At 45.0% G+C, this 23253-nt stretch carries 22 protein-coding genes and 1 riboswitch; of the genes, 10 read left to right on the top strand and 12 right to left on the bottom strand.

What is annotated here, in order from left to right; genetic code table 11:
• Positions 1-87 precede the first annotated feature (87 nt).
• The 3 genes from ED652_RS10610 to ED652_RS10620 all read right to left on the bottom strand — a co-directional run bounded on the left by ED652_RS10610 (position 88) and on the right by ED652_RS10620 (position 1790).
• A complete protein-coding gene (locus ED652_RS10610) occupies positions 88-816 on the bottom strand; it encodes a DUF2796 domain-containing protein (RefSeq protein ID WP_122054710.1) in 729 nt (242 codons plus the stop codon).
• Between the two features lie 41 nt (positions 817-857).
• Positions 858-1148, bottom strand: coding sequence for a DUF2607 family protein (locus ED652_RS10615; protein ID WP_076669193.1), 291 nt, complete (start codon positions 1146-1148; stop codon positions 858-860).
• Between the two features lie 90 nt (positions 1149-1238).
• Positions 1239-1790, bottom strand: coding sequence for a YtfJ family protein (locus ED652_RS10620; protein WP_122054712.1), 552 nt, complete (start codon positions 1788-1790; stop codon positions 1239-1241).
• A 252-nt stretch (positions 1791-2042) separates the two neighbouring features.
• On the opposite strand from ED652_RS10620, the gene ED652_RS10625 reads away from it, so the two are divergent.
• Positions 2043-2243, top strand: a complete 201-nt coding sequence (locus tag ED652_RS10625; protein WP_004735283.1) for a DUF1107 family protein — start codon at positions 2043-2045, stop codon at positions 2241-2243.
• Positions 2244-2354: 111 nt separating this feature from the next.
• On the opposite strand, the gene msrA is transcribed toward ED652_RS10625, so the two are convergent.
• Entirely contained in the window at positions 2355-2984 is a 630-nt protein-coding gene (gene msrA / locus ED652_RS10630; protein WP_122054713.1) for a peptide-methionine (S)-S-oxide reductase MsrA, read from the bottom strand.
• A 195-nt stretch (positions 2985-3179) separates the two neighbouring features.
• Here msrA and ED652_RS10635 point away from each other — a divergent pair, with 195 nt between their 5' ends.
• The 3 genes from ED652_RS10635 to ED652_RS10645 all read left to right on the top strand — a co-directional run bounded on the left by ED652_RS10635 (position 3180) and on the right by ED652_RS10645 (position 9095).
• Positions 3180-4892: an autotransporter assembly complex family protein gene (locus ED652_RS10635; RefSeq protein WP_122054715.1), complete on the top strand. Its 1713-nt coding sequence runs from the start codon at positions 3180-3182 to the stop codon at positions 4890-4892.
• Complete coding sequence (locus ED652_RS10640) at positions 4889-8647, top strand: translocation/assembly module TamB domain-containing protein (RefSeq protein WP_122054716.1); 3759 nt, start codon at positions 4889-4891, stop codon at positions 8645-8647. Before ED652_RS10635 ends, ED652_RS10640 begins: the two co-directional genes overlap by 4 nt.
• An 88-nt stretch (positions 8648-8735) precedes the next feature.
• The gene (locus ED652_RS10645) at positions 8736-9095 is read left to right on the top strand and encodes a gamma-glutamylcyclotransferase (RefSeq protein WP_122054718.1); all 360 of its coding nucleotides are present in this window, start codon (positions 8736-8738) and stop codon (positions 9093-9095) included.
• 103 nt (positions 9096-9198) lie between these two features.
• Here the strand turns inward: ED652_RS10645 and fbp are convergent, their stop codons facing one another.
• Positions 9199-10209: a class 1 fructose-bisphosphatase gene (gene fbp, locus ED652_RS10650; protein WP_017107754.1), complete on the bottom strand. Its 1011-nt coding sequence runs from the start codon at positions 10207-10209 to the stop codon at positions 9199-9201.
• Between the two features lie 270 nt (positions 10210-10479).
• Between fbp and mpl the strand changes: the two genes are divergently transcribed.
• The 5 genes from mpl to thiQ all read left to right on the top strand — a co-directional run bounded on the left by mpl (position 10480) and on the right by thiQ (position 16111).
• Positions 10480-11838 (top strand): UDP-N-acetylmuramate:L-alanyl-gamma-D-glutamyl-meso-diaminopimelate ligase, encoded by a 1359-nt coding sequence (gene mpl, locus ED652_RS10655; RefSeq protein WP_122054720.1) that lies wholly within the window; start codon positions 10480-10482, stop codon positions 11836-11838.
• 37 nt (positions 11839-11875) lie between these two features.
• On the top strand, positions 11876-12499 hold the full coding sequence (locus ED652_RS10660) for a flavin prenyltransferase UbiX (protein WP_122054722.1): 624 nt from the start codon (positions 11876-11878) through the stop codon (positions 12497-12499).
• Positions 12500-12542: 43 nt separating this feature from the next.
• Positions 12543-12662, top strand: a riboswitch (TPP riboswitch).
• Positions 12663-12715: 53 nt separating this feature from the next.
• On the top strand, positions 12716-13708 hold the full coding sequence (gene thiB / locus ED652_RS10665; protein ID WP_122054724.1) for a thiamine ABC transporter substrate binding subunit: 993 nt from the start codon (positions 12716-12718) through the stop codon (positions 13706-13708).
• A gap of 85 nt (positions 13709-13793) precedes the next feature.
• On the top strand, positions 13794-15407 hold the full coding sequence (gene thiP / locus ED652_RS10670; RefSeq protein ID WP_162929937.1) for a thiamine/thiamine pyrophosphate ABC transporter permease ThiP: 1614 nt from the start codon (positions 13794-13796) through the stop codon (positions 15405-15407).
• Positions 15407-16111, top strand: a complete 705-nt coding sequence (thiQ, locus tag ED652_RS10675; RefSeq protein ID WP_065112000.1) for a thiamine ABC transporter ATP-binding protein — start codon at positions 15407-15409, stop codon at positions 16109-16111. The genes thiP and thiQ overlap by 1 nt, the downstream gene beginning before the upstream one ends.
• A gap of 109 nt (positions 16112-16220) precedes the next feature.
• Here thiQ and yjgA read toward each other — a convergent pair whose 3' ends face one another.
• Complete coding sequence (yjgA, locus tag ED652_RS10680) at positions 16221-16745, bottom strand: ribosome biogenesis factor YjgA (protein ID WP_017107760.1); 525 nt, start codon at positions 16743-16745, stop codon at positions 16221-16223.
• Between the two features lie 118 nt (positions 16746-16863).
• On the opposite strand from yjgA, the gene pmbA reads away from it, so the two are divergent.
• Positions 16864-18207, top strand: a complete 1344-nt coding sequence (gene pmbA / locus ED652_RS10685) for a metalloprotease PmbA (RefSeq protein WP_099165089.1) — start codon at positions 16864-16866, stop codon at positions 18205-18207.
• Between the two features lie 89 nt (positions 18208-18296).
• On the opposite strand, the gene mgtE is transcribed toward pmbA, so the two are convergent.
• From mgtE to ED652_RS10715, 6 genes are all read right to left on the bottom strand, one after another.
• A complete protein-coding gene (gene mgtE / locus ED652_RS10690; protein ID WP_065104182.1) occupies positions 18297-19652 on the bottom strand; it encodes a magnesium transporter in 1356 nt (451 codons plus the stop codon).
• A gap of 149 nt (positions 19653-19801) precedes the next feature.
• Positions 19802-20077, bottom strand: a complete 276-nt coding sequence (locus ED652_RS10695; protein WP_017110571.1) for an HPr family phosphocarrier protein — start codon at positions 20075-20077, stop codon at positions 19802-19804.
• Positions 20078-20079: 2 nt separating this feature from the next.
• A complete protein-coding gene (rapZ, locus tag ED652_RS10700) occupies positions 20080-20949 on the bottom strand; it encodes an RNase adapter RapZ (RefSeq protein ID WP_017110570.1) in 870 nt (289 codons plus the stop codon).
• A 1-nt stretch (position 20950) separates the two neighbouring features.
• Positions 20951-21412, bottom strand: a complete 462-nt coding sequence (gene ptsN, locus ED652_RS10705; protein WP_017107765.1) for a PTS IIA-like nitrogen regulatory protein PtsN — start codon at positions 21410-21412, stop codon at positions 20951-20953.
• A gap of 1 nt (position 21413) precedes the next feature.
• On the bottom strand, positions 21414-21701 hold the full coding sequence (hpf, locus tag ED652_RS10710; protein WP_017107766.1) for a ribosome hibernation promoting factor: 288 nt from the start codon (positions 21699-21701) through the stop codon (positions 21414-21416).
• A 58-nt stretch (positions 21702-21759) separates the two neighbouring features.
• The gene (locus ED652_RS10715) at positions 21760-23220 is read right to left on the bottom strand and encodes an RNA polymerase factor sigma-54 (protein WP_017110568.1); all 1461 of its coding nucleotides are present in this window, start codon (positions 23218-23220) and stop codon (positions 21760-21762) included.
• Positions 23221-23253: the final 33 nt, after the last annotated feature.

Below are 23253 nucleotides of genomic sequence, written 5' to 3' on the forward strand. Positions count from 1 at the left end.
AAATTCCCAGAACACACCGATTTGCACAGCCAAGTAAGCAGGTCGTTACTTGGCTGTTTATCTGCGTTTAATTCAATCTAATCGTGATTAGAATTGAAAACTAATACGCTCGGCATTAAGTATTTCTTGAATTTGCGCGCTGTCGGTTAACAGGTTTACAGTCATAGACTTGGTGTTGCCGAATTTAGAGAACCATTGGGTGTTAACGGTATCCAGCTTCTCAATGTTTGAACATTGGTAATGGTACTCGACAGTGAACTCACCGTGCCCACCTTCTGAGTGATCATGGTCATCATGATCGTGTTCAGCATGGTCATGGCCTTTGTGGTCGTCATGATCGTGTTCTGCGTGATCATGACCTTTGTGGTCGTCATGGTCGTGCTCTGCATGGTCATGGCCTTTGTGGTCGTCATGATCGTGTTCCGCGTGGTCATGGCCTTTGTGGTCGTCATGATCGTGTTCCGCGTGGTCATGGCCTTCATGGTCATCATGATCGCCCTCCAAGGTGTTCGTCACTGACTTGAACTTCAGCGTACAGCCTGCATTGTTGAAACCAAATAGCTCTTCTGGCTTATTTAATTGCGCGATAGCTTGCTCAAACACTTTCTTCTGCTCAGCAGTCTCTGGAGCATGTTCAAAGCCAACCACATCAGCGCCGGGAGCTGTTACTTCAACAAGCAGCTCTTGTCCATCTTGAGCGATGTTTACTTCAACTTTACCGTGCACGTGTGCTTCGTGAGAGCGGAATTCTTCGTTAGCTAGAACATTCGTTGAGACAGTCATGCCGATAACAACGGCTAAAATAGTAGGTTTCATGTTTTTTTCCTGAATAAAGATTAATTAAAAAATAGTGGTAATTAAGCGATCTTTACAGGAGGTGAACGCGCTAAATAAGCGAAATACAGGCGCTGTAACGAAATTACTGATTCTGTGATAGTGGCAGTAAATTCTGAATGGAACTCTGGGATCTGTGGCAGTGAGTGCGCCGTAATGAACTGATTTATCGAAAACAGCTCACAATGATGTGAAGAGTGATGATCTGGGTCGATATCCACAATATGTGTCGCTGCTAACACGCTTAACATAAGCATCAGCCCAAGCAACAAGCCTGTTTTGCGTTTCACATTGTTAGGTGTGTTTTGCCACATGAGGATGATTAACCACAGAATTAAAAAAGGATACTGTTATAATATAACAATATCCTTTGGTCAGGTCTCGAAAAAGACGCGATTATCTGATTAAAGGCTGGCTTTAATCAATTCAATAACTTGCGTGACTTCTGATTCGTTGAGAGCGCCTTCTTTAACAAACAATATTTTACCTTGCTTGTCTTGAACGATAATCGCTGAGCTTTCTTCTGCTAAAGCCCATGATGACGCGACGGCTCCGTCTTCATCTAGCACCATAGAAGACCATGGAAATTCTTCTTTGCTGCTTTCGGCTGATGATTTAACAAAAGACCCCGTCCCCCAAATCGCATCATCTTGGTTGATGATGGTGGTGGTTTGGTAGCTGTCTTCTGAGAATTTCGATGCTGTAATGGCTGCCATCAGTGGTGCGTTGAGCTCTTTAGAGCTGCTGCGGCCAGCGATTGCTTGAACGACGCGAACTTTACCTAGAAGAGCGTTGGTTGCCCAAGCTTGATATCCAGTATTTCCGTCGTTTAGTACGATTTCACCATAGTTGCTAACATCGACAGCAGGCAGAGTTTCACCTACAGATAAGTTGTGAGCATTGGCAAAGAGTGGAGAGGCTGCGGCTAAAAAAGCCAGTAGAGTTTTGTTTTTCATTATATTTTTGTTCCGCTTATTGGTTTGCTCTAGAAGTATAATATGAAATTTGAAAAATGCCTCTTTAACTTTTTTATCGTACGACGTAGAAATAAGTTGCAGGCTTGTTACCAAAAGGTATAATGCATCGATATCGAGATGAACAATAGATTATCTTGCTGTTTGCTAAAGGAATTAGCGATTTAATGTGCTTTGAATACGGTGGTGTTCAGGTGCGTGACTGTAGTACTCAAATGGAATTGAGGTTGTATTATGTTAAGAAAATTTTCTACTTACCGTCCACATCAGGTGGCGCGTTTCGTTAAAGTCCTGTTCAAAGGCCAGTTTGCTATTGAAGGTATCGGAGAGTTTCGCTTCGACCAAGGCAAGGTGCTTCTTCCTGAAGTTTCAGACAAACAAAAGCTCACTATTTTTAAAGAAGTTAACGGCACCATTGCGGCGTTGCCGGTGTAACTGAGCTTTATTGAGTTGTCTTGTATTAAATAGATTTATAGTGAGAAAGGGCTTCCTAAGTGGAAGCCCTTTTTTTATGGGTGACGTTCTAGTCGGTATGCCTAACACACATTATTGCGGAGGGAAGCACACACCCGTACCGCCCAACCCACAGTAACCGTTAGGTTTTTTTGCTAGGTATTGTTGGTGGTAGGTTTCCGCGAAAAAATATTTTCCAGCAGGTAGAACTTCCGTCGTGATCTCGTTGCCTAAAGATTCAGTCATCGCTCGTTGATATTCTTGTTTGGAGTGTTCGGCAACAGCTTGCTGCTGCTCACTGAATGTGTAAATTGCCGAGCGATACTGCGTCCCCAAATCGTTGCCTTGGCGCATACCTTGAGTTGGGTCATGGCGTTCCCAAAAGGTCTCAAGTATTCGAGCTAAAGACGTTTGTTCGCTATCAAAAATGACACGAACAACTTCGGTATGGCCGGTTTGCCCGCTACATACCTGCTCATAAGTAGGATTGAGCGTGTACCCACCTGCGTAGCCAACGGATGTGGAGATCACGCCATCCAGTTGCCAGAACAAACGCTCAGCTCCCCAGAAGCATCCCATACCAAGTAGGACTTCTTGTTGAGAACCCGTAGGAGCATCGATTAGGTCCGTTTGATTGATAAAATGGCGCTCAGTGATTTGGATTGGGTCAGCATTTCCCGGTAATGCGGTTGCTGCGGAAACCAGTTGTTGTTTGTTTAGCATGTTATATTCCTTTTCGCATACGTTTACCGCGTTGGCTTTTACTAACTGTAGGTTCATATCAACGGTTAGTTCATATTGACTAAGTCTTTAAATTAGACCGTGTTATTGCAGGATTTATTACAGACTCAATGCCTTTTTAGCGGTATTATTTCTTTTCACTTATTAACGTATTGATAACTTCTTCACCAATTAAACATGATAAGAAAAACTTTACCAGTTCTGATTGGCACTCTACTGTCATCGACGCTCGCTTTCGCTGACGTTTCCCTTGAAATTAAAGGGCTAGATGGAGCGCTTGAGGATAATGTTGATGCTTATCTGAGTGCGATCCCTGAAGAAGAGTATTCGGTTTCGCTAAGGTTCCAATCACGCTTGGAATCTATGATCAAAGAAGCGCTGAATGCATTAGGTTACTACCAACCTCGCATCACATTTACTCACGCCGAAGATGATACCGAGCTGACGGTCACGGTTGAGCAGGGAGAGCCTGTTGTTATTTATACTTCAGATATCGTTCTAACTGGTGAGGCCAAAGATGATCCTGACTTTTTGGCTTTGATCGCCAAGAGCAATTTGTCTAAAGGCTCAGTGCTTAATCATAGTAATTATGATTCTTTGAAATCGTCGATACGTAACCTTGGATTAGCGAAAGGTTATTTTGATGGGGCTTACGACCTCAGTAAGCTCGAAGTCGCTCCCGAATTAAATCGTGCTTATGTTCGCCTTCATTATGACAGTGGTATCCGCTACCACTTTGGTACCACTCAGGTTACCGGTAGCCAGATTGAAGAAGATAAGGTGCAGTCACTCAAACCATTTGAGGATGGCGAACCTTACTCGATAACCAAAGTTGGTGAATACAATCAAAACCTATCCAATACGGATTGGTTCTCTTCTGTTTTTGTTGAACCTGATTTAAGCCAATTGGGCGAAGGCCGTGAAATACCGATGAAGGTGAGTCTTGCTCCGCAAGCGCGTAACCAAATCGAAACCGGTATCGGTGTATCAACAGACCTTGGTGTAAAAGGCACCCTAAAATGGAAGAAACCTTGGGTTAACGAGAAAGGTCATAGCTTCAATAGTAGCCTGTCGATCTCCAAGCCCGAGCAGACGATTACCGCAGCTTATAAAATCCCATTGGATGACGTGCTTAATGACTACTATCAAATCAAGTACGGTATGAAGAACTTGGATAATCGAGATACCAAAAGTTTGGAGTCAAACTTAGCCTTAGAAAGATATTGGCGTCTGGATAATGGCTGGCAACGTACTGTATTTATTCGATACTTGGTCGAAAACTATGAACAAGGTTTGCAAGATGACTTAGCGCAATTCGTGTTGCCGGGTATCTCTTTCTCGCGAACTCGAACGCGTGGTGGGTCGATGCCGATGTGGGGCGATAAACAAACCATTATGTTTGAAGCGGCTGATGACACCTTATTATCTGAAACTAAGGTAGTGCGTTTTCAAGGGCAAACAGCATGGATTCGCAGCATTGGTAATAATCACCGCGGTTTAACTCGCCTTCAATTCGGCGGAAACTTTGCCGACGAGTTTGAGAAGCTGTCTCCCTCGCTAAGGTTCTTTGCCGGTGGTGATAACAGTATCCGTGGTTATGGTTATGAATCTATCTCTCCTCGTGATGAAAGTGGCGCACTAACGGGTGCGAAATTCATTGCAACCAGCTCTTTTGAATATCAATACCGATTGGTTGGTAATTGGTGGGGTGCGGCTTTCTACGATATTGGTGATGCCTTCAATGATAAACCTGAATGGAAACATGGTACTGGCGTCGGGGTTCGTTGGGCGTCGCCCGTCGGTCCTGTCAGCTTAGATTTTGCTTGGGGCCTAGATGCAGCAAAAGGTGATGAGTTCCAGTTACACTTTAGTTTAGGGCCAGAATTATGATCAAAGTGATGGGCAAATGCATAAAATGGACGTCAATTTCACTGACGTCTATTTTGCTGTTGTTGATAGCTCTGCTCGGTTTTGTTTTGTTCACCAATCCAGGGTTGAATACAGTGCTATGGGGCGCTGAAAAAGCATTGCCACAACTTAAAGTAGAAAGCACTAAAGGGGCTCTGTTCCCAAGCTTTACGCTTAATAATGTTCAGTTTAAAGATGACAGCCTGCATATCGACACCAAGGTAAAAAAGCTGAACTTGGCGATTAATCCTCGTTGTTTACTCGACCCTAAATTGTGTGTCGACCGCTTAGCGATTCAAGGTTTGGATTTCGCATTTACTGAATTACCACCAGCTTCAACAGAGGAAGCAGAACCTACTCCGCCCGTGACATCAGTGAAAACACCACTACCAATAGTGATCAATCGTATCGCGTTGTCTGATATCAAGCTGAATATCTTGGGTCATGAAATTGAATGGGGTTTGTTCTCAACGGCTCTGAGTATGCAGGGGGAAACGCTGACGGTATCGCCAACCTTGTTCAATGACCTAAAAGTTAAGCTTGCTGAGTCGACAGAAGAACCGCAAACAGAAACGGTAGAACTAGAGGCTGCCACTAAAACGGCTATCGAGTTACCTGAAGTCTTAATTCCTTTGCAGGTTGTACTGGAGCGTTTTGATCTCAACAATTTCACTTTAGAACAAGAAACACCGATTGTGGTAAACCACCTTGGACTAGAAGCTCGAGCAGGGAAACATACGGTCGATATTTCTACTCTCGAACTCGATATGCCACAAGTAAGCGCGAATTTAGCGACGAAGGTTGAGTTCAAGGATGGCTATCCGCTAGAACTTTCTTTGGATGCGTTAGTGAAAGAAACCGACCTCGCTGGTCAGAAATTATCGCTGAAAGCACAAGGAAGCGTGGCTAAGCTGCACTTAGATTCTCAGTTTTCTGAATTGATTGAGGCACAACTGTCTGGCGATATTCAGCCCTTAGAGCCGACTCTGCCATTTGACCTTCTTTTAGAGGGAGGTAAAGCGCAATGGCCTCTAACCGGTAAAAGTGACTATCAAGCGGCTATCGAGAAATTCAAAGCCGATGGCTCATTAGATGGTTTTAATGTGCAACTTAAAGGCAAAGCGAACGGTAAGGAGATACCTGCGTTAGCCATCGACCTGCAAGGTAAAGGCACCACAGAACAGATTGAACTTGAACGCTTGAAACTGAATACCTTGGGTGGCGAACTAAATGGTGTAGTCAAAGCGAACTGGAAGAAGCTCGTTAATTGGCAAGCTGATGTGACGCTCAAAGACATACAACCGGGTCTACAGTGGCCTGAAGCCGAAGGTAACATTAGCGGAAGCATCGTCACTTCGGGTGAGTTGACGGAAGCGGGTGGTTGGGCGATTGAACTGCCTAAGCTCGATATTGAAGGGATCTTGCGAGAATACCCTCTGGATATCGAAGGGCAGTTGTCAGCGTCTGATCGCAGCGCGAGCGGTGAACCTAAACTGAAAACCAGTGGTTTGAGTTTGGCTCACGGTGTTAACTCGATTAAGGCGCTGGGTGAGCTTGATAAGCAATGGGACATGGGCGTTGAGATCTTCTTCCCTGAGCTCGCAAAAAGTATTCCCGAGTTGAAAGGCAGAGTGATTGGTAGCATTCAACTGAGCGGTCCAACGAAAGAGCCTGAAGTCGACCTTGCTTTAAATGTTGATAAGGTCGATTGGAATAACGAGGCTACACTGGAGTCCTTGTCTCTTAATGGCTCTGTGATTCCTCTTCCATTACCAGAGGCTCAAGCCGATCTTGTACTAAAAGCCAAGAACTTAACCTATCAAGATCAAAGCGTTGAAAGCATTGACTTAACGGTGAGTGGTGGTGAGAAGAAGCATACCGTGACACTTGATGTGATATCCGACATCGTGTCTACAAGCTTAGCGATTTCTGGTGAGTTGATTCAAAAGCCTTCTCTTATTTGGGATGGGTCGTTAGACAGAGTCAAAATTACCACTCAACAGGGGCCTTGGGTATTAGATCAACCTGTCGCAATTAAGGCGGATGTCGATAATCAGTTTGCTGATGTACAAGCGCACTGTTGGAAGCAATCGGGTTCGAGTGTATGTCTGGATGAAGACGTGCGTGTCGGCAAGTCGGGTGAGGCCAAATTGGCGATAAACCAATTCGATTTCGAACAGATTAAAGCCTTTGTGCCTAAAGAAACACAACTACAGGGCTTAGTGAATGCGACCGCTCATGCTAAGTGGTCGGAACAAGGTGAACCTGAGGTGACGGTTAGCGTCGATATGCCGAAAGGTCAGGTTGTTCAGCAAGTCGGAGAGCCAATCACACTAGGTTGGGAAAGCGTTGCATTGAATGCCCAACTGAAAGATAACAAACTGGATGCCGATTTTAAGTTGGATGTGTCTGACAATGGCGATTTGTCTGGCACGGTGTCGCTACCGGATATTCTCGCTGAAGACAAAATGGTTGATTCGGCAATTAAGCTGACAACGTTCCATCTGGATTTCTTACAGCCGATTCTTGGTGAATACAGCCTATTGAAGGCGGATCTTGAGAGTGATTTAAAAGTAAAAGGCTCCTTGATGCATCCTCAAGTCTTTGGCCAATTCTCTGTTGATGGTATTCAAGTCAAAGGCGATGTGACGCCAGTGGATATTAAAGATGGTCGTATTGACCTCGACTTTGACGGCTATAGCGCGAAGTTAGATGCCAATGTTGAAACACCTGATGGTCACCTTGATATCGAAGGCTCTGGGGATTGGCAGGATCTTCAAGCATGGCACTCTAATGTCAGAGTGTTTGCCGACGAGTTGATGGTTGTTATCCCGCCTATGGTTAAGGTGAAGGTTGTTCCCGACATGACCATTGATGTCACGCCAGAGCTTGCGAAAATAACCGGTGACATTGCATTACCATGGGGACGTATTGTTGTTGAAGACTTGCCACCATCAGCGGTTGGTGTGTCTTCTGATCAAGTTATCTTGAATAAAGATCTTGAGCCAGAAAATGAAGATACGATTCCGTTCAATGTGATGACCAATATTAATATCTCCATTGGTGATGACTTTAAATTGTCAGCATTCGGTCTTGAAGGCGACTTGGTTGGTAAGCTCAATGTGGCTCAAAAAGACCAAGGTCCATTCATTACCGGTGAAGTGAACATCGTCGATGGTACTTACCAATCATTCGGACAAGACCTGTTGATCGAAGAAGGTAAGATTCTAATGAATGGTCCGCCAGATCAGCCATACGTAGCAATCAATGCGATACGTAACCCAGATAATACTCAGGATGATGTGACCGCAGGTATTCGAGTGACGGGCCCTGCGACAGAGCCGACCATCGAGATTTATTCTGACCCAGCGATGCCTCAAGCGAATGCGCTGTCTTATATTTTGCGTGGCCAAGATATCGACGGTGAGTCGAGCGGTTCGATGACAACCACCTTAATTGGCTTGAGTTTGGCGAAGAGCGGTAAAGTTGTCGGCGAAATCGGTGAAGCGTTTGGTGTGCAAGATTTACAACTGGATACCGCAGGTTCTGGTGATGATTCACAAGTAACGGTAAGTGGTTATATTCTGCCTGGCTTACAGGTGAAATATGGCGTGGGTATCTTCAACTCGTTAGGTGAATTTACCGTTCGTTATCGATTGATGCAGGACCTCTATGTTGAAGCTGTATCAGGCCTAGACAGTGCCGTAGATCTTCTTTATCAATTCGAGTTCGAGTAAAGAAGTTTGAATAGAGCAATTTGAGCTCGAGTAGATAATGTTTCAGCCATTCATCGAAGTAAAAGTATGAAGGGCTTGTGGAGGGTTTATGCAGCATCTTGTGTTCGTCTATGGCACGTTGAGAGAAGGCCAGTCTAATCACCACTATTTGCAGCATTGTGAGTTGTTGGGGCGCTTTGATACACCAGAGTCGTTTGCCCTTTTTGATTTAGGTGCCTATCCAGCGATGATTTTTGGAAAGAAAAGTGTCGCTGGCGAGGTCTATATCATTAACGACGAAATTTTGGAGTCGCTCGATCGGCTAGAAGATGTTCCTGTTGAGTATCGTCGCGAGCAAATAGAGACTAAATTTGGATTAGCATGGGTATATTTGTATCAGCTTGATCTAACAGCTAATAAAGAAATACTTTCGGGTGACTGGTGTAAGCGGAACAACAGTTTTAGTTGACGAATAAATAACAGAGTCGATACTCGATAACCGAACAAACAAAAAGCCAGCATGTGAATGCTGGCTTTTTTAATGGTGTTATTTTGAGAAATAAACGAGAGGATTAGTCTTGGTTAAGTTCAAGAAACTCTTCTACTTTGCGAACCATGTCTGTTGAGCCAACAAAGAAAGGTACACGTTGGTGTAACTCTGTTGGTTTGATATCCATGATACGTTGAACACCGTCTGAAGCGATACCGCCTGCTTGTTCCATAAGGAAAGCAATTGGGTTGCATTCGTAAAGCAAACGCAGCTTACCTTGAGGGTGGCTTTGTGTGCTTGGGTATAAATAGATGCCGCCTTTCAGCAGGTTACGGTGGAAATCTGATACTAGAGAACCAATGTAACGAGAAGTATAAGGGCGGTTGTCACTCGGCTCATCTTCTTGGCAGTACTTGATGTACTTTTTAACACCTGTTGGGAAGCGGAAGTAGTTACCTTCGTTGATCGAGTAGATCTTGCCTTCATCAGGGATCATCATGTTTTCATGAGATAGACAGAAGGTACCCAGTGATGGGTCATAGGTGAAACCATTTACGCCAGCACCTGTTGTGTAAACAAGCATGGTTGAAGAACCGTAAATTACGTAACCCGCGGCAACTTGCTTGTGCCCAGGTTGTAGGAAATCTTCTTGTGTTGGCGGAGTACCAATCGGTGATACTCGACGGTAAATAGAGAAGATTGTACCAACCGATACATTCACATCGATGTTTGAAGAGCCATCAAGTGGATCCATCAGCACGACGTATTTTGCGTTTTTGTTGAGCTCTTTATTGAAGGCAACGGCTTCGTCTTCTTCTTCACTCGCAACACCACAAACTTGGTCTCGGGCTTCAAGTGCAGCTTTAAACTTGTCGTTCGCGTACAGGTCTAGCTTTTGTTGCTCTTCACCTTGAACGTTGTCTGTACCAACAGCGCCAGTAATGTCGACAAGACCTGCTTTGTTAATTTCGCGGTTAACAATTTTTGCAGCAAGACGAATTGATGACAAAAGGGATGATAGATCACCGCTTGCATGGGGGAAGTCATTTTGTTTTGCAACAATGAATTCACCAAGGGTGCGCATCTCAGACATGTTATTTCCTTAAACTTCTCTGAATATTAGGGGGGATTTGAGCACTGTAGAATTAGCCTCTTATATGGGCTTTATTCATCTAGACGCTTACCTAAATTCTAAAGGTTAGATCTTTTTAATGGTAATGAACTAAGCGACACAGATCTCACTTACTATGTCGACTAAATTTGTTTTGCATTGTGGCTCGCTTTTAATCGCCATTTAATGATAATGAGTGCAAGTAGTTTGATTTAGACATGGCTCATTTAGCCAAGCGTTTGGAAACAATATATGCATATTCATATCTTAGGAATTTGTGGCACCTTCATGGGTGGTGCTGCGGTATTGGCTCGTCAATTAGGTCACAAGGTTACTGGTAGTGACGCGAATGTTTATCCTCCAATGAGCACCTTGTTGGAGTCTCAGGGGATTGAGATTATTGAAGGGTTCGACCCGAGCCAATTAGAACCAAGACCTGACTTAGTGGTCATTGGCAATGCGATGAGTCGTGGTAACCCGTGTGTTGAGTATGTATTGGATAACAACCTTAGATACACTTCTGGGCCTCAGTGGTTGCAAGAGTTCTTGTTGCATGACCGTTGGGTTCTGGCGGTATCCGGAACGCATGGCAAGACAACAACATCGAGTATGCTGGCTTGGATCCTTGAAGACTGCGGTTATGCACCGGGCTTTCTTGTCGGCGGTGTGCTGGGTAATTTTGGTATCTCTGCTCGCCTTGGTGAAAGCATGTTCTTCGTGGTTGAAGCTGACGAATACGACAGTGCTTTCTTTGATAAACGATCTAAGTTTGTTCATTATCATCCAAGAACGTTAGTGATGAATAACCTCGAATTTGATCATGCAGATATCTTTGATGATCTTGAGGCAATCAAGCGACAGTTCCATCATTTGGTTCGCACTGTGCCAAGTAATGGCCGTATTTTCTCACCGAAGCAAGATGCCGCGATCCAAGATGTGTTATCTCGTGGCTGCTGGAGTGAAACTGAGTCGAGTGGTGAACTCGGTGATTGGGATGCCAAGAAGCTGATTAAAGACGGCTCTAAATTTGAGGTGTACTTCCAAGGTGAATGTGTTGGAACCGTAGATTGGGATTTGGTTGGCGATCATAACGTCAACAATGCCTTGATGGCGATTGCGGCGGCAAGACATGTTGGTGTTACGCCTGATTTAGGGTGTGAATCACTGGCGACGTTCATTAATACCAAGCGTCGCTTAGAGTTTAAAGGCGAAGTGGCAGGCGTTTCTGTCTATGACGATTTTGCTCATCACCCTACAGCGATTGAACTTACGCTGGGCGGCTTACGTAATAAGGTCGACACAAAGAAAATCATTGCCGTTTTAGAGCCTCGTTCTGCCACCATGAAGCGTGGTGTGCACAAAGAAACCTTGGCTGATTCGCTTAAGCAGGCGGATTCTACCTACTTATTCCAACCGAATAACATTGATTGGTCTGTACAAGACGTGGCCGATGCGTGCCATCAACCCGCACACGTGAGTGATGACATGGACGCATTCGTTGCTACAATTGTCTCAGAGGCACAAGCGGGCGACCAAATCTTGGTAATGAGTAATGGTGGCTTTGGTGGTATTCACCAAAAACTGTTGGATGCGTTGGCACTCAAGGGCTAACTGATCCAAGACCTTATAATTTGAAGTAATTGAGAACATGACGAAACACGATAAAGCTATAACCCTCGCTTTCACAGGCGCATCTGGTGCGCCTTATGGACTGCGCTTACTTGAATGCCTATTGTCGGCAGATTATCAGGTTTATTTGCTGATATCGTCGGCAGCGCGAGTGGTGTTGGCGACTGAGCATGAACTTAGGTTACCTGCTGGGCCAGATGCTGCGAAACAAGCTTTGGTTAAGCATTTAGGTTGCGACCCAGAAAAGCTGGTGGTGTGTAGCAAAGATGACTGGTTCTCACCGGTTGCCTCTGGTTCTGCAGCACCGAAGCAGATGGTGGTGTGTCCATGTTCTGCGGGAAGCTTAGCTTCAATTGCTCATGGCCTATCAGATAACCTGATTGAGCGAGCAGCAGACGTGGTTATGAAAGAGCGAGGCCAGCTGCTGTTGGTGGTTCGTGAGACGCCATTTTCTACGCTGCATCTAGAGAATATGCACAAACTCTCGACCATGGGCGTGACGATCATGCCTGCGGCTCCGGGTTTTTATCACCAACCTAAGTCGATCGAAGATCTGGTCGATTTTATGGTCGCGCGCATTCTAGACCATCTTGGTATCGAGCAAGGTTTAGTGCCACGTTGGGGGTACGATCAACGTAATTGATCCAAACTTGATAGCTTATTGTTAAAATTCGAATTACAATTCTGAACACTCATCGGGGAGCGAACCATTCAAATAATGAATGCGAGCTGAGATCAAGCAAGTGCTTGGGACCCGTAAACCTGAACCAGATAATGCTGGCGTAGGAATTGAGTTAGGAACAACTTCTACTGTTCTCCTCCCTCAAACCTGTGCCGCTCAGACCATGGAGAGCGTCCAGTGAAATTCACATTAACAACTCTTGCTGTTACTACAGCCATCTCTTTTTCTGCCGTTGCTGCAGACAATACTCTAACTGTATATACCTATGATTCTTTTGCTGCGGATTGGGGCCCTCGTCCTGCCGTTGAAAAAGCATTCGAAGAAAAGTGTGGCTGTGATGTGAATTTTGTCGCGCTAGAAGATGGCGTGTCTATTCTTAACCGCTTGCGTCTTGAAGGTGGTAACAGCAAAGCAGACATCGTGTTAGGCCTAGATAACAATCTAATGGCTGAGGCGAAAGCGACGGGCTTATTGGCTGAGCACAGTGTGGATACGTCATCAGTGACACTTCCTAACGGTTGGAACGACAGCACCTTTGTTCCTTATGATTTTGGTTACTTTGCGTTTATCTATAACAAAGAGAAATTAGCAAACCCGCCTAAGAGCTTGAAAGAATTGGTTGAGCAGCGTGATGATCTGAAGGTTATTTATCAAGACCCACGTACTTCAACGCCAGGCCAAGGCATGATGCTATGGATGAAGTCTGTTTACGGTGATGAAGCGACAGCCGCGTGGAAGAGGCTCGCTCAGAAAACGGTTACTGTGACTAAAGGTTGGTCTGAAGCTTACTCTATGTTCTTAGAGGGCGAGTCGGACTTAGTGTTGTCTTATACGACTTCTCCGGCTTACCACATCATTGCAGAAAGTGATTCTAAGTACGCAGCAGCAAGCTTTGAAGAAGGTCATTACACTCAAGTTGAAGTGGCAGCCAAGGTAAAAGGTAGCAAGAACGAGAAACTTGCTGATGAGTTTATGGCGTTTATTCTAAGTGACGAATTCCAATCAGCGATGCCAACGGGCAACTGGATGTACCCAGTGACTGACATCGAACTACCAAAAGGGTTCGAGCAGTTAACGGTACCGCAGAAAGCTCTGAGCTTTACGCCTGAAGAAATTGCCGCTAAGCGCAAACCTTGGATTCACGAATGGCAGAGTGCACTTACTTTTTAACTTACTATTAAAAAGATGAGCGTCCTGTACTTAAAGGCTCATTCGTGATGTTTGGAATGAGCCATTTACGGTAAATAATCAATTTATGATAAAGAAAACACCTAAGGTCGGGATCTGGGTTGCGATACTCATTACCGCCTTCGTGGTTTCAGCGGTTGGGGCATTGCTTAGCAATGCCCCTTCTCTTGATATCAGCCAAGTATGGTCAGATCCTTACTATTGGCATGTAACGAAATTCAGTTTTTATCAAGCGACACTCTCAACTTTACTGAGTGTTGGCTTTGCTATACCCATTGCTCACGCTCTGTGTCGCAGGCAATTTTTTGGACGAGCTTTGTTATTAAGACTGTTCGCGTCGACTTTGGTTCTGCCTGTGTTAGTCGGCGTATTTGGCTTGCTGGCGATTTACGGCAACAGTGGTTGGTTAGCTAAATTTTTGGCTAACTTCGACATTGAATTACCATTCTCGATTTATGGTTTGAATGGCATTTTACTGGCGCACGTTTTCTTTAATCTGCCTTATGCTAGCCGTTTACTCTTACAAGCTTTGGATACCGTGCCTGCCGAGCAACACAAGCTGTGTGCTCATTTGGGCATGAGTCATTGGAATAAATTTAAATGGGTTGAATGGCCGAGGCTAAGACAGCAACTGCCGCATGTGTGTGGCTTGGTCTTCATGTTGTGCTTCACCAGCTTTGCTACCGTGATGGCGTTGGGTGGTGGTCCGAAATCGACCACTATTGAACTAGCCATCTATCAAGCGATTAAATTCGACTTTGACTTACAGGCTGGTGCGTTACTCGCAATATGGCAAATGCTACTGTGTGGTGTGTTAGCAGTGAGTATTCAGCGCTTATCTAAGCCTATCTCCGTGACAGCCAGCCAGCTGTCGGAAGAGAAATATTTGGTTAAGGACAGCTGGTGGTCAAAAGCTTGGGATAGCTTTTGGATCATCGTAGTCTCAATGCTGGTATTGCCGCCATTAGCCATGGTTATCTTTAGTGGTATTAACTCTCAAGCTTTGACGGTGCTCAGCAGTGAACCGTTTTGGGCGGCGTTAATGACCTCGGTGCGTGTCGCTTCCTTGGCCAGTGTTATCGCCGTTTTTATTGGTATTGCGATACTGCTGACCAGTCGCGCATGGCGCTTGCAGAATAAGAATTTTCGAGCCGATAAAATCGAACTGATTGGCACTATTATCTTAGTGACACCGGGGTTAGTCATCAGTACTGGTCTTTTCTTATTGCTGCGTTCATTTACCGATGTGTTCAGCTTGGCTTTCTTTATTGTGGTTGCAGTAAACAGTTTGATGGCGCTGCCTTACGTGATTAAAACCTTGGCTCAACCTATGTTGCACCTGTCTCAGCAGTATCAATATGTGTGCGCGAGTTTAGGGATGACCGGCTTCACGCGATTTAGGTTGGTGGAGTGGCGAGCATTACGTAAACCTATGGCGCACGCATTCTCGATTAGCTTCATGCTTGCAATGGGAGATTTAAGTGCGATTGCCTTGTTTGGCAGTCATGATTTTAGAACACTACCTTTGTATCTATTCCAATTGCTAGGCAGCTATCAGATGGAAGCCGCCGCCGTTGTTTCGGTCAGTCTGCTGTTATTGAGTGTCGGTAGCTTTAGTCTGATTGAATTTTTATTTACTCGAAACTCAAAGCTAGATGCTAAAGGGTTAAGGAACCGATGATGTTAGTGATGAAAGATGTGGACTACCACTATCACCGAGAGTTGTTTAGTTTTGATTTTCAAGCAGAGCAGGGCGACATTGTTGCATTGATGGGGCCTAGTGGTGCGGGTAAATCAACACTGCTGGCGCTGGTTGCTGGTTTTATTGAGCCTACATCGGGTGAGATCTCGGTAGCAGGACAATCTTTGATAGGCAAAGAGGCGCATCAACGCCCATTAGCTATGTTGTTCCAAGAGCATAATCTGTTTGCCCACCTTACTGTACGTGAAAATATTGGTTTAGGGCTGCATCCGGGGTTAAAGCTTACGGCAACCCAAAAGCTTGAAGTTGAGCAAGCAGCTGCACAAGTTGGGGTCGCGGAGTACTTGGATAGATTGCCGGAGCATTTATCGGGCGGTCAACGTCAGCGTGTTGCGCTAGCTCGATGTTTTGTACAGCCGCATGATATTTGGCTACTTGATGAGCCCTTTTCAGCGCTTGATCCTTTACTTCGTGAAGAGATGCTGAGCTTAGTGAAGCGATTAGCAGCAGAGCGAAACATTACTGTTTTGATGGTGACCCACCACTTAGGTGATGCGCGCAGTATCGCGAACAAGTTTGTGTTTGTGGCACTGGGTAAGGTTTTAGTCGAAGACTCGATAGATGCGCTAACTGCCGATCACCCACAAGGCGAATTGAGTTCCTTTGTTCGAGCAGGAGAATAACGACTGAGTCCTGATATTGAGTACTTCTTAATATTGAGAGCTTCGAATACAAAAAGACCTAGCATATGCTAGGTCTTTTATTATCTTTCTGAGTAAAGGGAAGCAAAAATTAGTCGCCTAGCTTTAGCTCTTTTAAGATTTGGAAGATTTCACGAGAAGACTTAGCAGGTTTATTTGCCGCTTTCTCTTTGTTAGCTTGACGAGCTAGCTGACGAAGACGCTGACGGTCTGCTTCAGGGTACATATCCATCACGTCTGAAATGGCAGCATCGCCTTCAGCAACAACGCGGTCACGCAGTTGCTCTAGTTTGTGCAGTTCAACTGTTGCTTGAGAGTGTTTGTTGCGAATCTTATCTAAAGCCGCTTGAATCGGCTCTGGATCTACATTACGCATTACTTTACCAATGTATTGAAGCTGACGGCGCTTTGCTTCATTTTTAAAGCGCTGTGCATCTTTAATCGCTAAAGCCAGATCTTCAGACAAAGGAAACTTATCAAGAATAGAAGGCTTTAGTTCAACAAGCTCTTCTCCCAGCTTTTGCAGGGCGTCCATGTCCGTTTTCATTTCAGTCTTACTTACCCAGATGATTTCTTCTTCTGGTTCCCATGGGGCTTTTTGGTTTTTGCGAGCCATCTTTTCTGCCTATGTCACTATCTCAAACGAATATATTGCCTATTTTAGCAAGAATCTTGGGGAGAAAGCGAAATTCTTGTTATCCTACGTAATATTGACCTAAAAAATTAGAATAGATATGGATGTAAAACAGCAAGTCGCCCAGCAAAGAGTTGAGCTAGAAGCCGCAGTAGCTAAAGCGTTGGATATGGCATCAGTGAGTGCAGACGCAGCTGAGGTCGCTATTACTAAGTCAACGGGTTTAAGTGTTTCAACACGTATGTGTGAAGTGGAAAACGTTGAATTTAATAGTGATGGTGCTCTAGGCATTACTGTTTATCGCGGCCAGAAGAAAGGCAGCGCATCTACATCTGATCTGAGCGAGAAGGCGATTGCTCAAACCGTCGCAGCCGCGCTTGATATTGCTCAATACACTTCTGAAGACCCGTTTGCAGGTCCAGCACCTAAAGAATATATGGTGAAAGAAATTCCTGATTTGGATCTTTTTCACCCTGATGAGCCGAACCCTGACTATGCCGCTGAGATTGCGATTGCTGCTGAAAGACAAGCACTCGCGTACAGCGACAAGATCAAACAAAGTGATGGCGCAAGCTACGACAGCCATTATGGCGTTAAGGTTTATGGTAATAGCCACGGTCTGCTAGCCAGCTTCGCATCAAGCCGTCATAGCACAAGCTGTTGTGTGATTGGTGAAGGTGCTAATGGCGAAATGGAACGTGATTACAGCTACACCGTTGCACGTCACCGTGATGAGCTTTGGACGCCTGAGCGTGTTGGTCAAGAAGCCGCAGAAAAGACTGTAAGCCGTTTGGATGCGAAGAAGCTTCCAACAGGTCAATACCCAATTATGTTCGCTAACGACGTCGCTACAGGTCTAATTGGCCATCTTGTGATGGCAATTAGCGGTGGCAACCTTTACCGTAAGTCTTCGTTCTTACTGGATCACCTAGGTCAGAAAATTCTGCCAGATTGGTTCAATATTTCTGAGCGTCCGCATATCTTACGTGGTTTGGCTTCAAGTCCGTTCGACAGCGAAGGTGTTTACACTCAAGATCGTGAAATTATCACGGATGGTGTGTTAGCAACTTACCTTCTTACTAGCTATGCAGCTCGTAAGATGGAAATGACACCGACAGGCCATGCGGGTGGTATCCATAACTGGTTCGTTAAATCTACCGGTCAAAACTTTGAGCAAATGCTAAAAGAATTAGGCACAGGTTTCCTTGTGACTGAAGTGATGGGTCAAGGTGTGAATACCGTGACTGGTGATTACTCTCGTGGCGCAGCAGGTTTCTGGGTTGAGAATGGAGAGATCCAATACCCAGTGTCGGAAGTGACGATCGCGGGCAATCTAAAAGACATGTTCACTCAGATTGTAGCGGTAGGTAACGATGTTGAAACGCGTTCGCAAATTCAAACCGGTTCTATCTTGCTTGAGTCGATGAAAGTCGCAGGCGAGTAATTCAATTAAAGCTAATCTGATGAATTAAAAAGGGAGCTGATAGCTCCCTTTTTGTTTTTCGCCAAAAGTTGGCTAGCTGCTTTTGCTAACTAGATCAGTATGGTCGCTAAGCCTAAGAACACCGATAGGCCAATTACATCGGTCACCGTGGTGAGAGCCATACCGCCAGCAAGGGCTGGGTCGATATTCATCTTCTTCAGCATCACTGGAATGGTTACACCGGCAATACCCGCGACAATCAAGTTTGTCATCATCGCTGCTGAGATGATGCCTCCCAAGATCCAATTGCCTTTCCAAGCTACGACTATGCCGCCAATGATAACGGCCCATAGAATGCCGTTAAGGAAGCCGATAGAGGCTTCTTTGAGGAGCAGTTCGCGTTTGTTACTGTCACCGATATGACCAAGTGCTAAACCACGAATGACTAGAGCGACGGTTTGGTTACCAGCAACACCGCCCATGGACGGTACGATGGTCATCAAAACAGCGATGGCTGCCATCTCATTCAGTGTCGCTTCAAACATGTTAGACACAGACGCTGCGGCGAGTGCTGCTAAAACATTTGCGCCTAACCAGACACTACGACGACGTGCGGATTTTACGACCGGAGCGAAGGTATCTTCGTCATCGTCCATACCCGCCATACTCATCATTGAGTGTTCGGCATCTTCACGAATGACATCAACCACATCATCGATCGTGATACGACCGACAAGATGTTGATTTACATCGACGACAGGAGCCGAAACCCAGTTACGACGTTCGAACAGGCTAGCGATATCAGAGGCGCTGGTTTCAACAGCAATAGCTTCGTCTGCATCTTCCATTACTTCGGAAACCGCAACATCGGGTTGTGTCGTAATCAGTGTGCTGAGCGATAGGTTACCAATCAGGCGTTCGTCGTCGTCAATAACATACAATGCATCAGTAGCGTCTGGTAATTCACCACGCATACGTAAATAACGTAGGACGACCTCAACATCTACATCACCACGGATCGTGATTACGTCGGTGTTCATTAACGCACCCGCTGAATCTTCTGGGTACGATAGTGCTGTTTCAACTAAGGCACGATCAACGGAGTCCATTTGAGAAAGGACTTCGCGAGAAACATCGTCGGGTAGGCTTCGAAGTACGTACGCGACGTCATCGGTCTCCATACCTTCGGTTGCTTCTGCCAAGGTTTCTGGTGCCATTTTCGACACAAGAGCATCTTTGACGTCTTCGTTTAGCTCATCAAGAATTTCACCGTAGTCTTCAGGATCGGTGAGTTGCCAGAGTACATCACGACTTTTGCGAGGGGAGGCTTCTAAAAGGTGTGCAATATCTTCAGGTTCCATGTCCTGAAGTAGTCGGCGTACGTGAACAAATCGGCCGTTTTCTAGGGCTTCGCTGACTTCTTGGAGGGTTTGGTGAGCTTGGTCGAATTCTAATTGCTCTGCCATATTTTCCTCCTATCTCATTATTCTAACAATGCTTGGAATAGTAACTTAATTCTGGGGCTTATTTAAATCATTAACTTAGCTAGAACTAAGATTTAATCGTGTCCGGAAGTTGCTCTGGACAATTGGGTATTTGGCGTCGTGATTTTGAGCTATTCGCCCTCATCAAACTTGTCTTCAATTAAATGACAGACAGCATCCAAGGCTTGTTGTGAATCGGTACCCGCGGCTTGAATGGTGATATGTTGGCCTTGCGCTGATTCCAGCATGAGCAGCCCCATAACACTGTCGGCTGTCGCGACTTTGTCTTCTTCACTGTGAATCGTGATAGTGGCATCAAAGCTTTGTGCTAGCTCAACTAACTTTACCGCCGCTCTAGCATGAAGACCCAAACGATTTTGGATCAGTACAGTTCGAGTTAATTCCATGGTTAAACCTGCTGTTGTTTCTCTAGGGAGGCGTGTCTAATTTGAACTTGGTGTCCAAGTTGGTCGAAGTATTCACCAATTTTCTGCGTTAAATACACCGAGCGATGTTTGCCACCGGTACAACCAATCGCGACCGTTAGGTAGCTGCGATTGTTCTTCTCTAACATTGGTAACCACTGCTCAACAAAGCCTTGGATCTGCTGTTTGAGTTCAAGCACTTCAGAGTGCTTTTCTAGAAAAGAATGGATAGGCGCATCAAGCCCAGTCAATGGTCGAAGAGCCGGCTCCCAGTGAGGATTCGGCAAGAAACGAACATCAAACACATAGTCAGCATCACTAGGGAGACCATATTTAAAACCGAAAGACTGAAAGACAATGATTAACTCTTGCTTCTCTTTTCCTTCAACTTTAAATCGAACCTTTTCACTTAACTCGTAAAGGTTGCAGTCACTGCTATCAATGACGATGCAAGCTTGCTCTGCGAGAGGTGTAAGAAGGGTTTTCTCTAAGTCGATAGCTTGTTCAAGTGATAACTTGTCTTGGCCAATCGAAAGAGGGTGGATTCGACGTGTTTCGCTGTAGCGTTTCAGTAGCGTCTGCTTACTCGCATCTAGGAACAGCACATTGACGTCGATGTCGGTTGCAGATTCTAGCTGTTCTAGCGTATCTGTGACCAACTTCGGCTCTTTCGGCAGGTTACGGATATCAATGCTGACGGCAACGTTCTGATTGATTTCGCGAACTGATTCGACAAAGTCGCTGAGTAGATTTACTGGTAAGTTATCAACACAGTAATACCCCAAGTCTTCAAGGACTCGTAGCGCAACACTTTTACCGGCCCCAGATTGGCCACTAACAACGATTAATCGCATGCTATTGCTCGCAAGTTGGCACTTGAATCATGATGTCGTACAGCTCTTGATCACTCTGAGCATTACGCAACTGTTTAAGGGTCTGCTTATCGTTAAGTCGTTCTGCCATACAAGAAAGGGTTTTTAGATGTTCTTTACATTGTTCACTAGGAACAAGCAGAGCAAATAATAGGTCGACAGGACGGTTATCAATCGCATCAAATTCGATGGGTTCTTGGCATTGCAGTAATACAGCAATCGCTTTATCACTGACATTCATACGAGCATGCGGAATCGCGATGCCATTGCCGATGCCAGTACTGCCCATCTTTTCACGGCTCAACATGCACTCAAACAGTTCTGTTGAATCTTGACCGCAGCTTTCAGCGGCGATTTGACTGATGAGCTCAAGGGCTCTTTTTTTGCTTGTGCATTGGACTGCACTTTTGGTGCAGTCCAATGAAAGTACTTCGCTTAATTGCATGTTAGTGACTACTTAGCTTTTCTTTGTGTTTGTTGAGTTGGCGAACGAGTTTATCAACCAATGAATCAATCGCAGCATACATACTTTCATCTGTTGCTGCTGCATGAATTTCGCCTTGATTTATATGAAGGGTCGCTTCTGCAATCTGATTGATTTTCTCAACTTTTAAAACAACTTGAATACTATTGATATGGTCAAAAAAGCGTTCAAGTTTGTCGAATTTGGTGTGAACATAGTCTTGCATTGAATCGGTAAGATCAACGTGATGGCCTTGAATATTGATTTGCATAGACTTTCCTTTTCAGTTTGTTGCCTGATATAAAACTTAAATAGCTAACTAAATAAGTTTATAGCAGACGTTTACGCTGACTCGATGGGGCAATGCCCAGAGACTCACGGTATTTCGCTATCGTACGTCTAGCTACCTGAATTCCTTGGTCAGCCAGTAAAGCAGCAATCTTACTATCACTGAGAGGTTTTGCGGTATTTTCAGCCGCGACAAGCTTCTTAATGAGCGCGCGAATTGCTGTTGATGAACATTCACCGCCATTGTCGGTACTGACATGGCTAGAGAAAAAGTATTTGAGTTCAAATATGCCACGAGGGGTGTGCATGAATTTCTGAGTCGTTACACGAGAAATAGTCGACTCGTGCATGTCGACGGCTAAAGCCACATCATTCAGTACCATCGGCTTCATGGCTTCTGCGCCATGTTCGAAGAAACCGCGTTGATGTTCAACAATACATCGTGCAACTTTGAGTAGCGTCTCATTTCGGCTTTCTAAGCTCTTAATTAACCATTTCGCTTCTTGCAAATTTGAGCGGATGTATTGGTTATCGGCGCTATTACCTTTGCTACCCAAGTCAGCGTATTGCTGATTTACTTTTAGTTTAGGCACGCTGTCGGGATTAATGGTCACTAACCATTTACCCAGATCTTTGAATACCGATACGTCGGGAACGACATATTCAGTTTCGTCTGGGGTTATCTTACTGCCAGGACGAGGGTCCAGTTGTTGAATGAGCTGCAAAACTTCACGTAGCTCTGCTTCTTTCAACTTAGTCTCTTTGATGACCAGTTTGTAATCACGATTACCGAGTTGGTCGATATGGCTAGTAAGTACTAACTTAGCTTCGTTGAGCCAAGGCGTGTCTTGAGGGAAAGTTGCCAGTTGCAGTAACAAACAATCTTGTAGGTTCACTGAACAAACACCGAGTGGGTCAAATTGCTGAACTCGTTTGCGGACGGCTTCAATCTCATCAAGCTCTACTTCTTCGCTATCGAAGTTTTCGAGGATGTCTTCACAAGATACGGTGAGGTAGCCATAGTCATCAATGGCATCAATCAGCGCGAAAGCAATGCTTCTGTCAGTTTCAGAGAATGGTGTTAGGTCGAGTTGCCAAAGTAGGTAGTCGTGCAGGCTTTGAGTTGTTTCACCTTGATAGACAGGCATATCGTCGTCAATGGCAATACCCGTATTTCCGGTATTTGCGCTATAAACGTCTTCCCAAGTGGTATCGATTTCTAGTTCGTTGCCAATCTCTGATTTTTCGATTAATTCGGAGCTATCAGGTAAGTCCGGTTCTGCGGTTTCAACTGTTTCTTTCTCGTCACTGCTAGGTTTCTCTTCTGATGTAGGCGTTTCTTCATTGCCTTCTTCGACATCGAGTAGTGGGTTGGATTCTAGTGCTTCTTGAATCTCTTGCTGCAAATCTAATGTAGACAATTGCAACAAACGGATCGCTTGCTGCAATTGAGGAGTCATTGCTAACTGTTGGCCTAGCTTAAGTTGTAATGAGGGTTTCATTCAGTGGTACTTACCTAGTTATTATTCTAAGAA

Origin of the sequence: Vibrio sp. Evd11 (genome assembly GCF_900382755.1) — a bacterium.
Taxonomy (GTDB): domain Bacteria; phylum Pseudomonadota; class Gammaproteobacteria; order Enterobacterales; family Vibrionaceae; genus Vibrio; species Vibrio lentus.

Excerpts from the sequence above, each read along its gene's own strand:
- ED652_RS10645 (WP_122054718.1), top strand. The coding sequence starts at position 8,736 with ATGCAGCATCTTGTGTTCGTCTATGGCACGTTGAGAGAAGGCCAGTCT.
- ED652_RS10635 (WP_122054715.1), top strand. The coding sequence starts at position 3,180 with ATGATAAGAAAAACTTTACCAGTTCTGATTGGCACTCTACTGTCATCG.
- ED652_RS10715 (WP_017110568.1), bottom strand. The coding sequence starts at position 23,220 with ATGAAACCCTCATTACAACTTAAGCTAGGCCAACAGTTAGCAATGACT.
- fbp (WP_017107754.1), bottom strand. The coding sequence starts at position 10,209 with ATGTCTGAGATGCGCACCCTTGGTGAATTCATTGTTGCAAAACAAAAT.
- ED652_RS10660 (WP_122054722.1), top strand. The coding sequence starts at position 11,876 with ATGACGAAACACGATAAAGCTATAACCCTCGCTTTCACAGGCGCATCT.
- pmbA (WP_099165089.1), top strand. The coding sequence starts at position 16,864 with ATGGATGTAAAACAGCAAGTCGCCCAGCAAAGAGTTGAGCTAGAAGCC.
- mpl (WP_122054720.1), top strand. The coding sequence starts at position 10,480 with ATGCATATTCATATCTTAGGAATTTGTGGCACCTTCATGGGTGGTGCT.
- ED652_RS10695 (WP_017110571.1), bottom strand. The coding sequence starts at position 20,077 with ATGGAATTAACTCGAACTGTACTGATCCAAAATCGTTTGGGTCTTCAT.
- yjgA (WP_017107760.1), bottom strand. The coding sequence starts at position 16,745 with ATGGCTCGCAAAAACCAAAAAGCCCCATGGGAACCAGAAGAAGAAATC.
- ED652_RS10620 (WP_122054712.1), bottom strand. The coding sequence starts at position 1,790 with ATGAAAAACAAAACTCTACTGGCTTTTTTAGCCGCAGCCTCTCCACTC.
- ptsN (WP_017107765.1), bottom strand. The coding sequence starts at position 21,412 with ATGCAATTAAGCGAAGTACTTTCATTGGACTGCACCAAAAGTGCAGTC.
- mgtE (WP_065104182.1), bottom strand. The coding sequence starts at position 19,652 with ATGGCAGAGCAATTAGAATTCGACCAAGCTCACCAAACCCTCCAAGAA.
- rapZ (WP_017110570.1), bottom strand. The coding sequence starts at position 20,949 with ATGCGATTAATCGTTGTTAGTGGCCAATCTGGGGCCGGTAAAAGTGTT.
- ED652_RS10610 (WP_122054710.1), bottom strand. The coding sequence starts at position 816 with ATGAAACCTACTATTTTAGCCGTTGTTATCGGCATGACTGTCTCAACG.
- thiQ (WP_065112000.1), top strand. The coding sequence starts at position 15,407 with ATGTTAGTGATGAAAGATGTGGACTACCACTATCACCGAGAGTTGTTT.
- ED652_RS10640 (WP_122054716.1), top strand. The coding sequence starts at position 4,889 with ATGATCAAAGTGATGGGCAAATGCATAAAATGGACGTCAATTTCACTG.
- hpf (WP_017107766.1), bottom strand. The coding sequence starts at position 21,701 with ATGCAAATCAATATTCAAGGCCATCACGTTGATCTTACCGATTCAATG.
- ED652_RS10615 (WP_076669193.1), bottom strand. The coding sequence starts at position 1,148 with ATGTGGCAAAACACACCTAACAATGTGAAACGCAAAACAGGCTTGTTG.
- msrA (WP_122054713.1), bottom strand. The coding sequence starts at position 2,984 with ATGCTAAACAAACAACAACTGGTTTCCGCAGCAACCGCATTACCGGGA.
- ED652_RS10625 (WP_004735283.1), top strand. The coding sequence starts at position 2,043 with ATGTTAAGAAAATTTTCTACTTACCGTCCACATCAGGTGGCGCGTTTC.
- thiP (WP_162929937.1), top strand. The coding sequence starts at position 13,794 with ATGATAAAGAAAACACCTAAGGTCGGGATCTGGGTTGCGATACTCATT.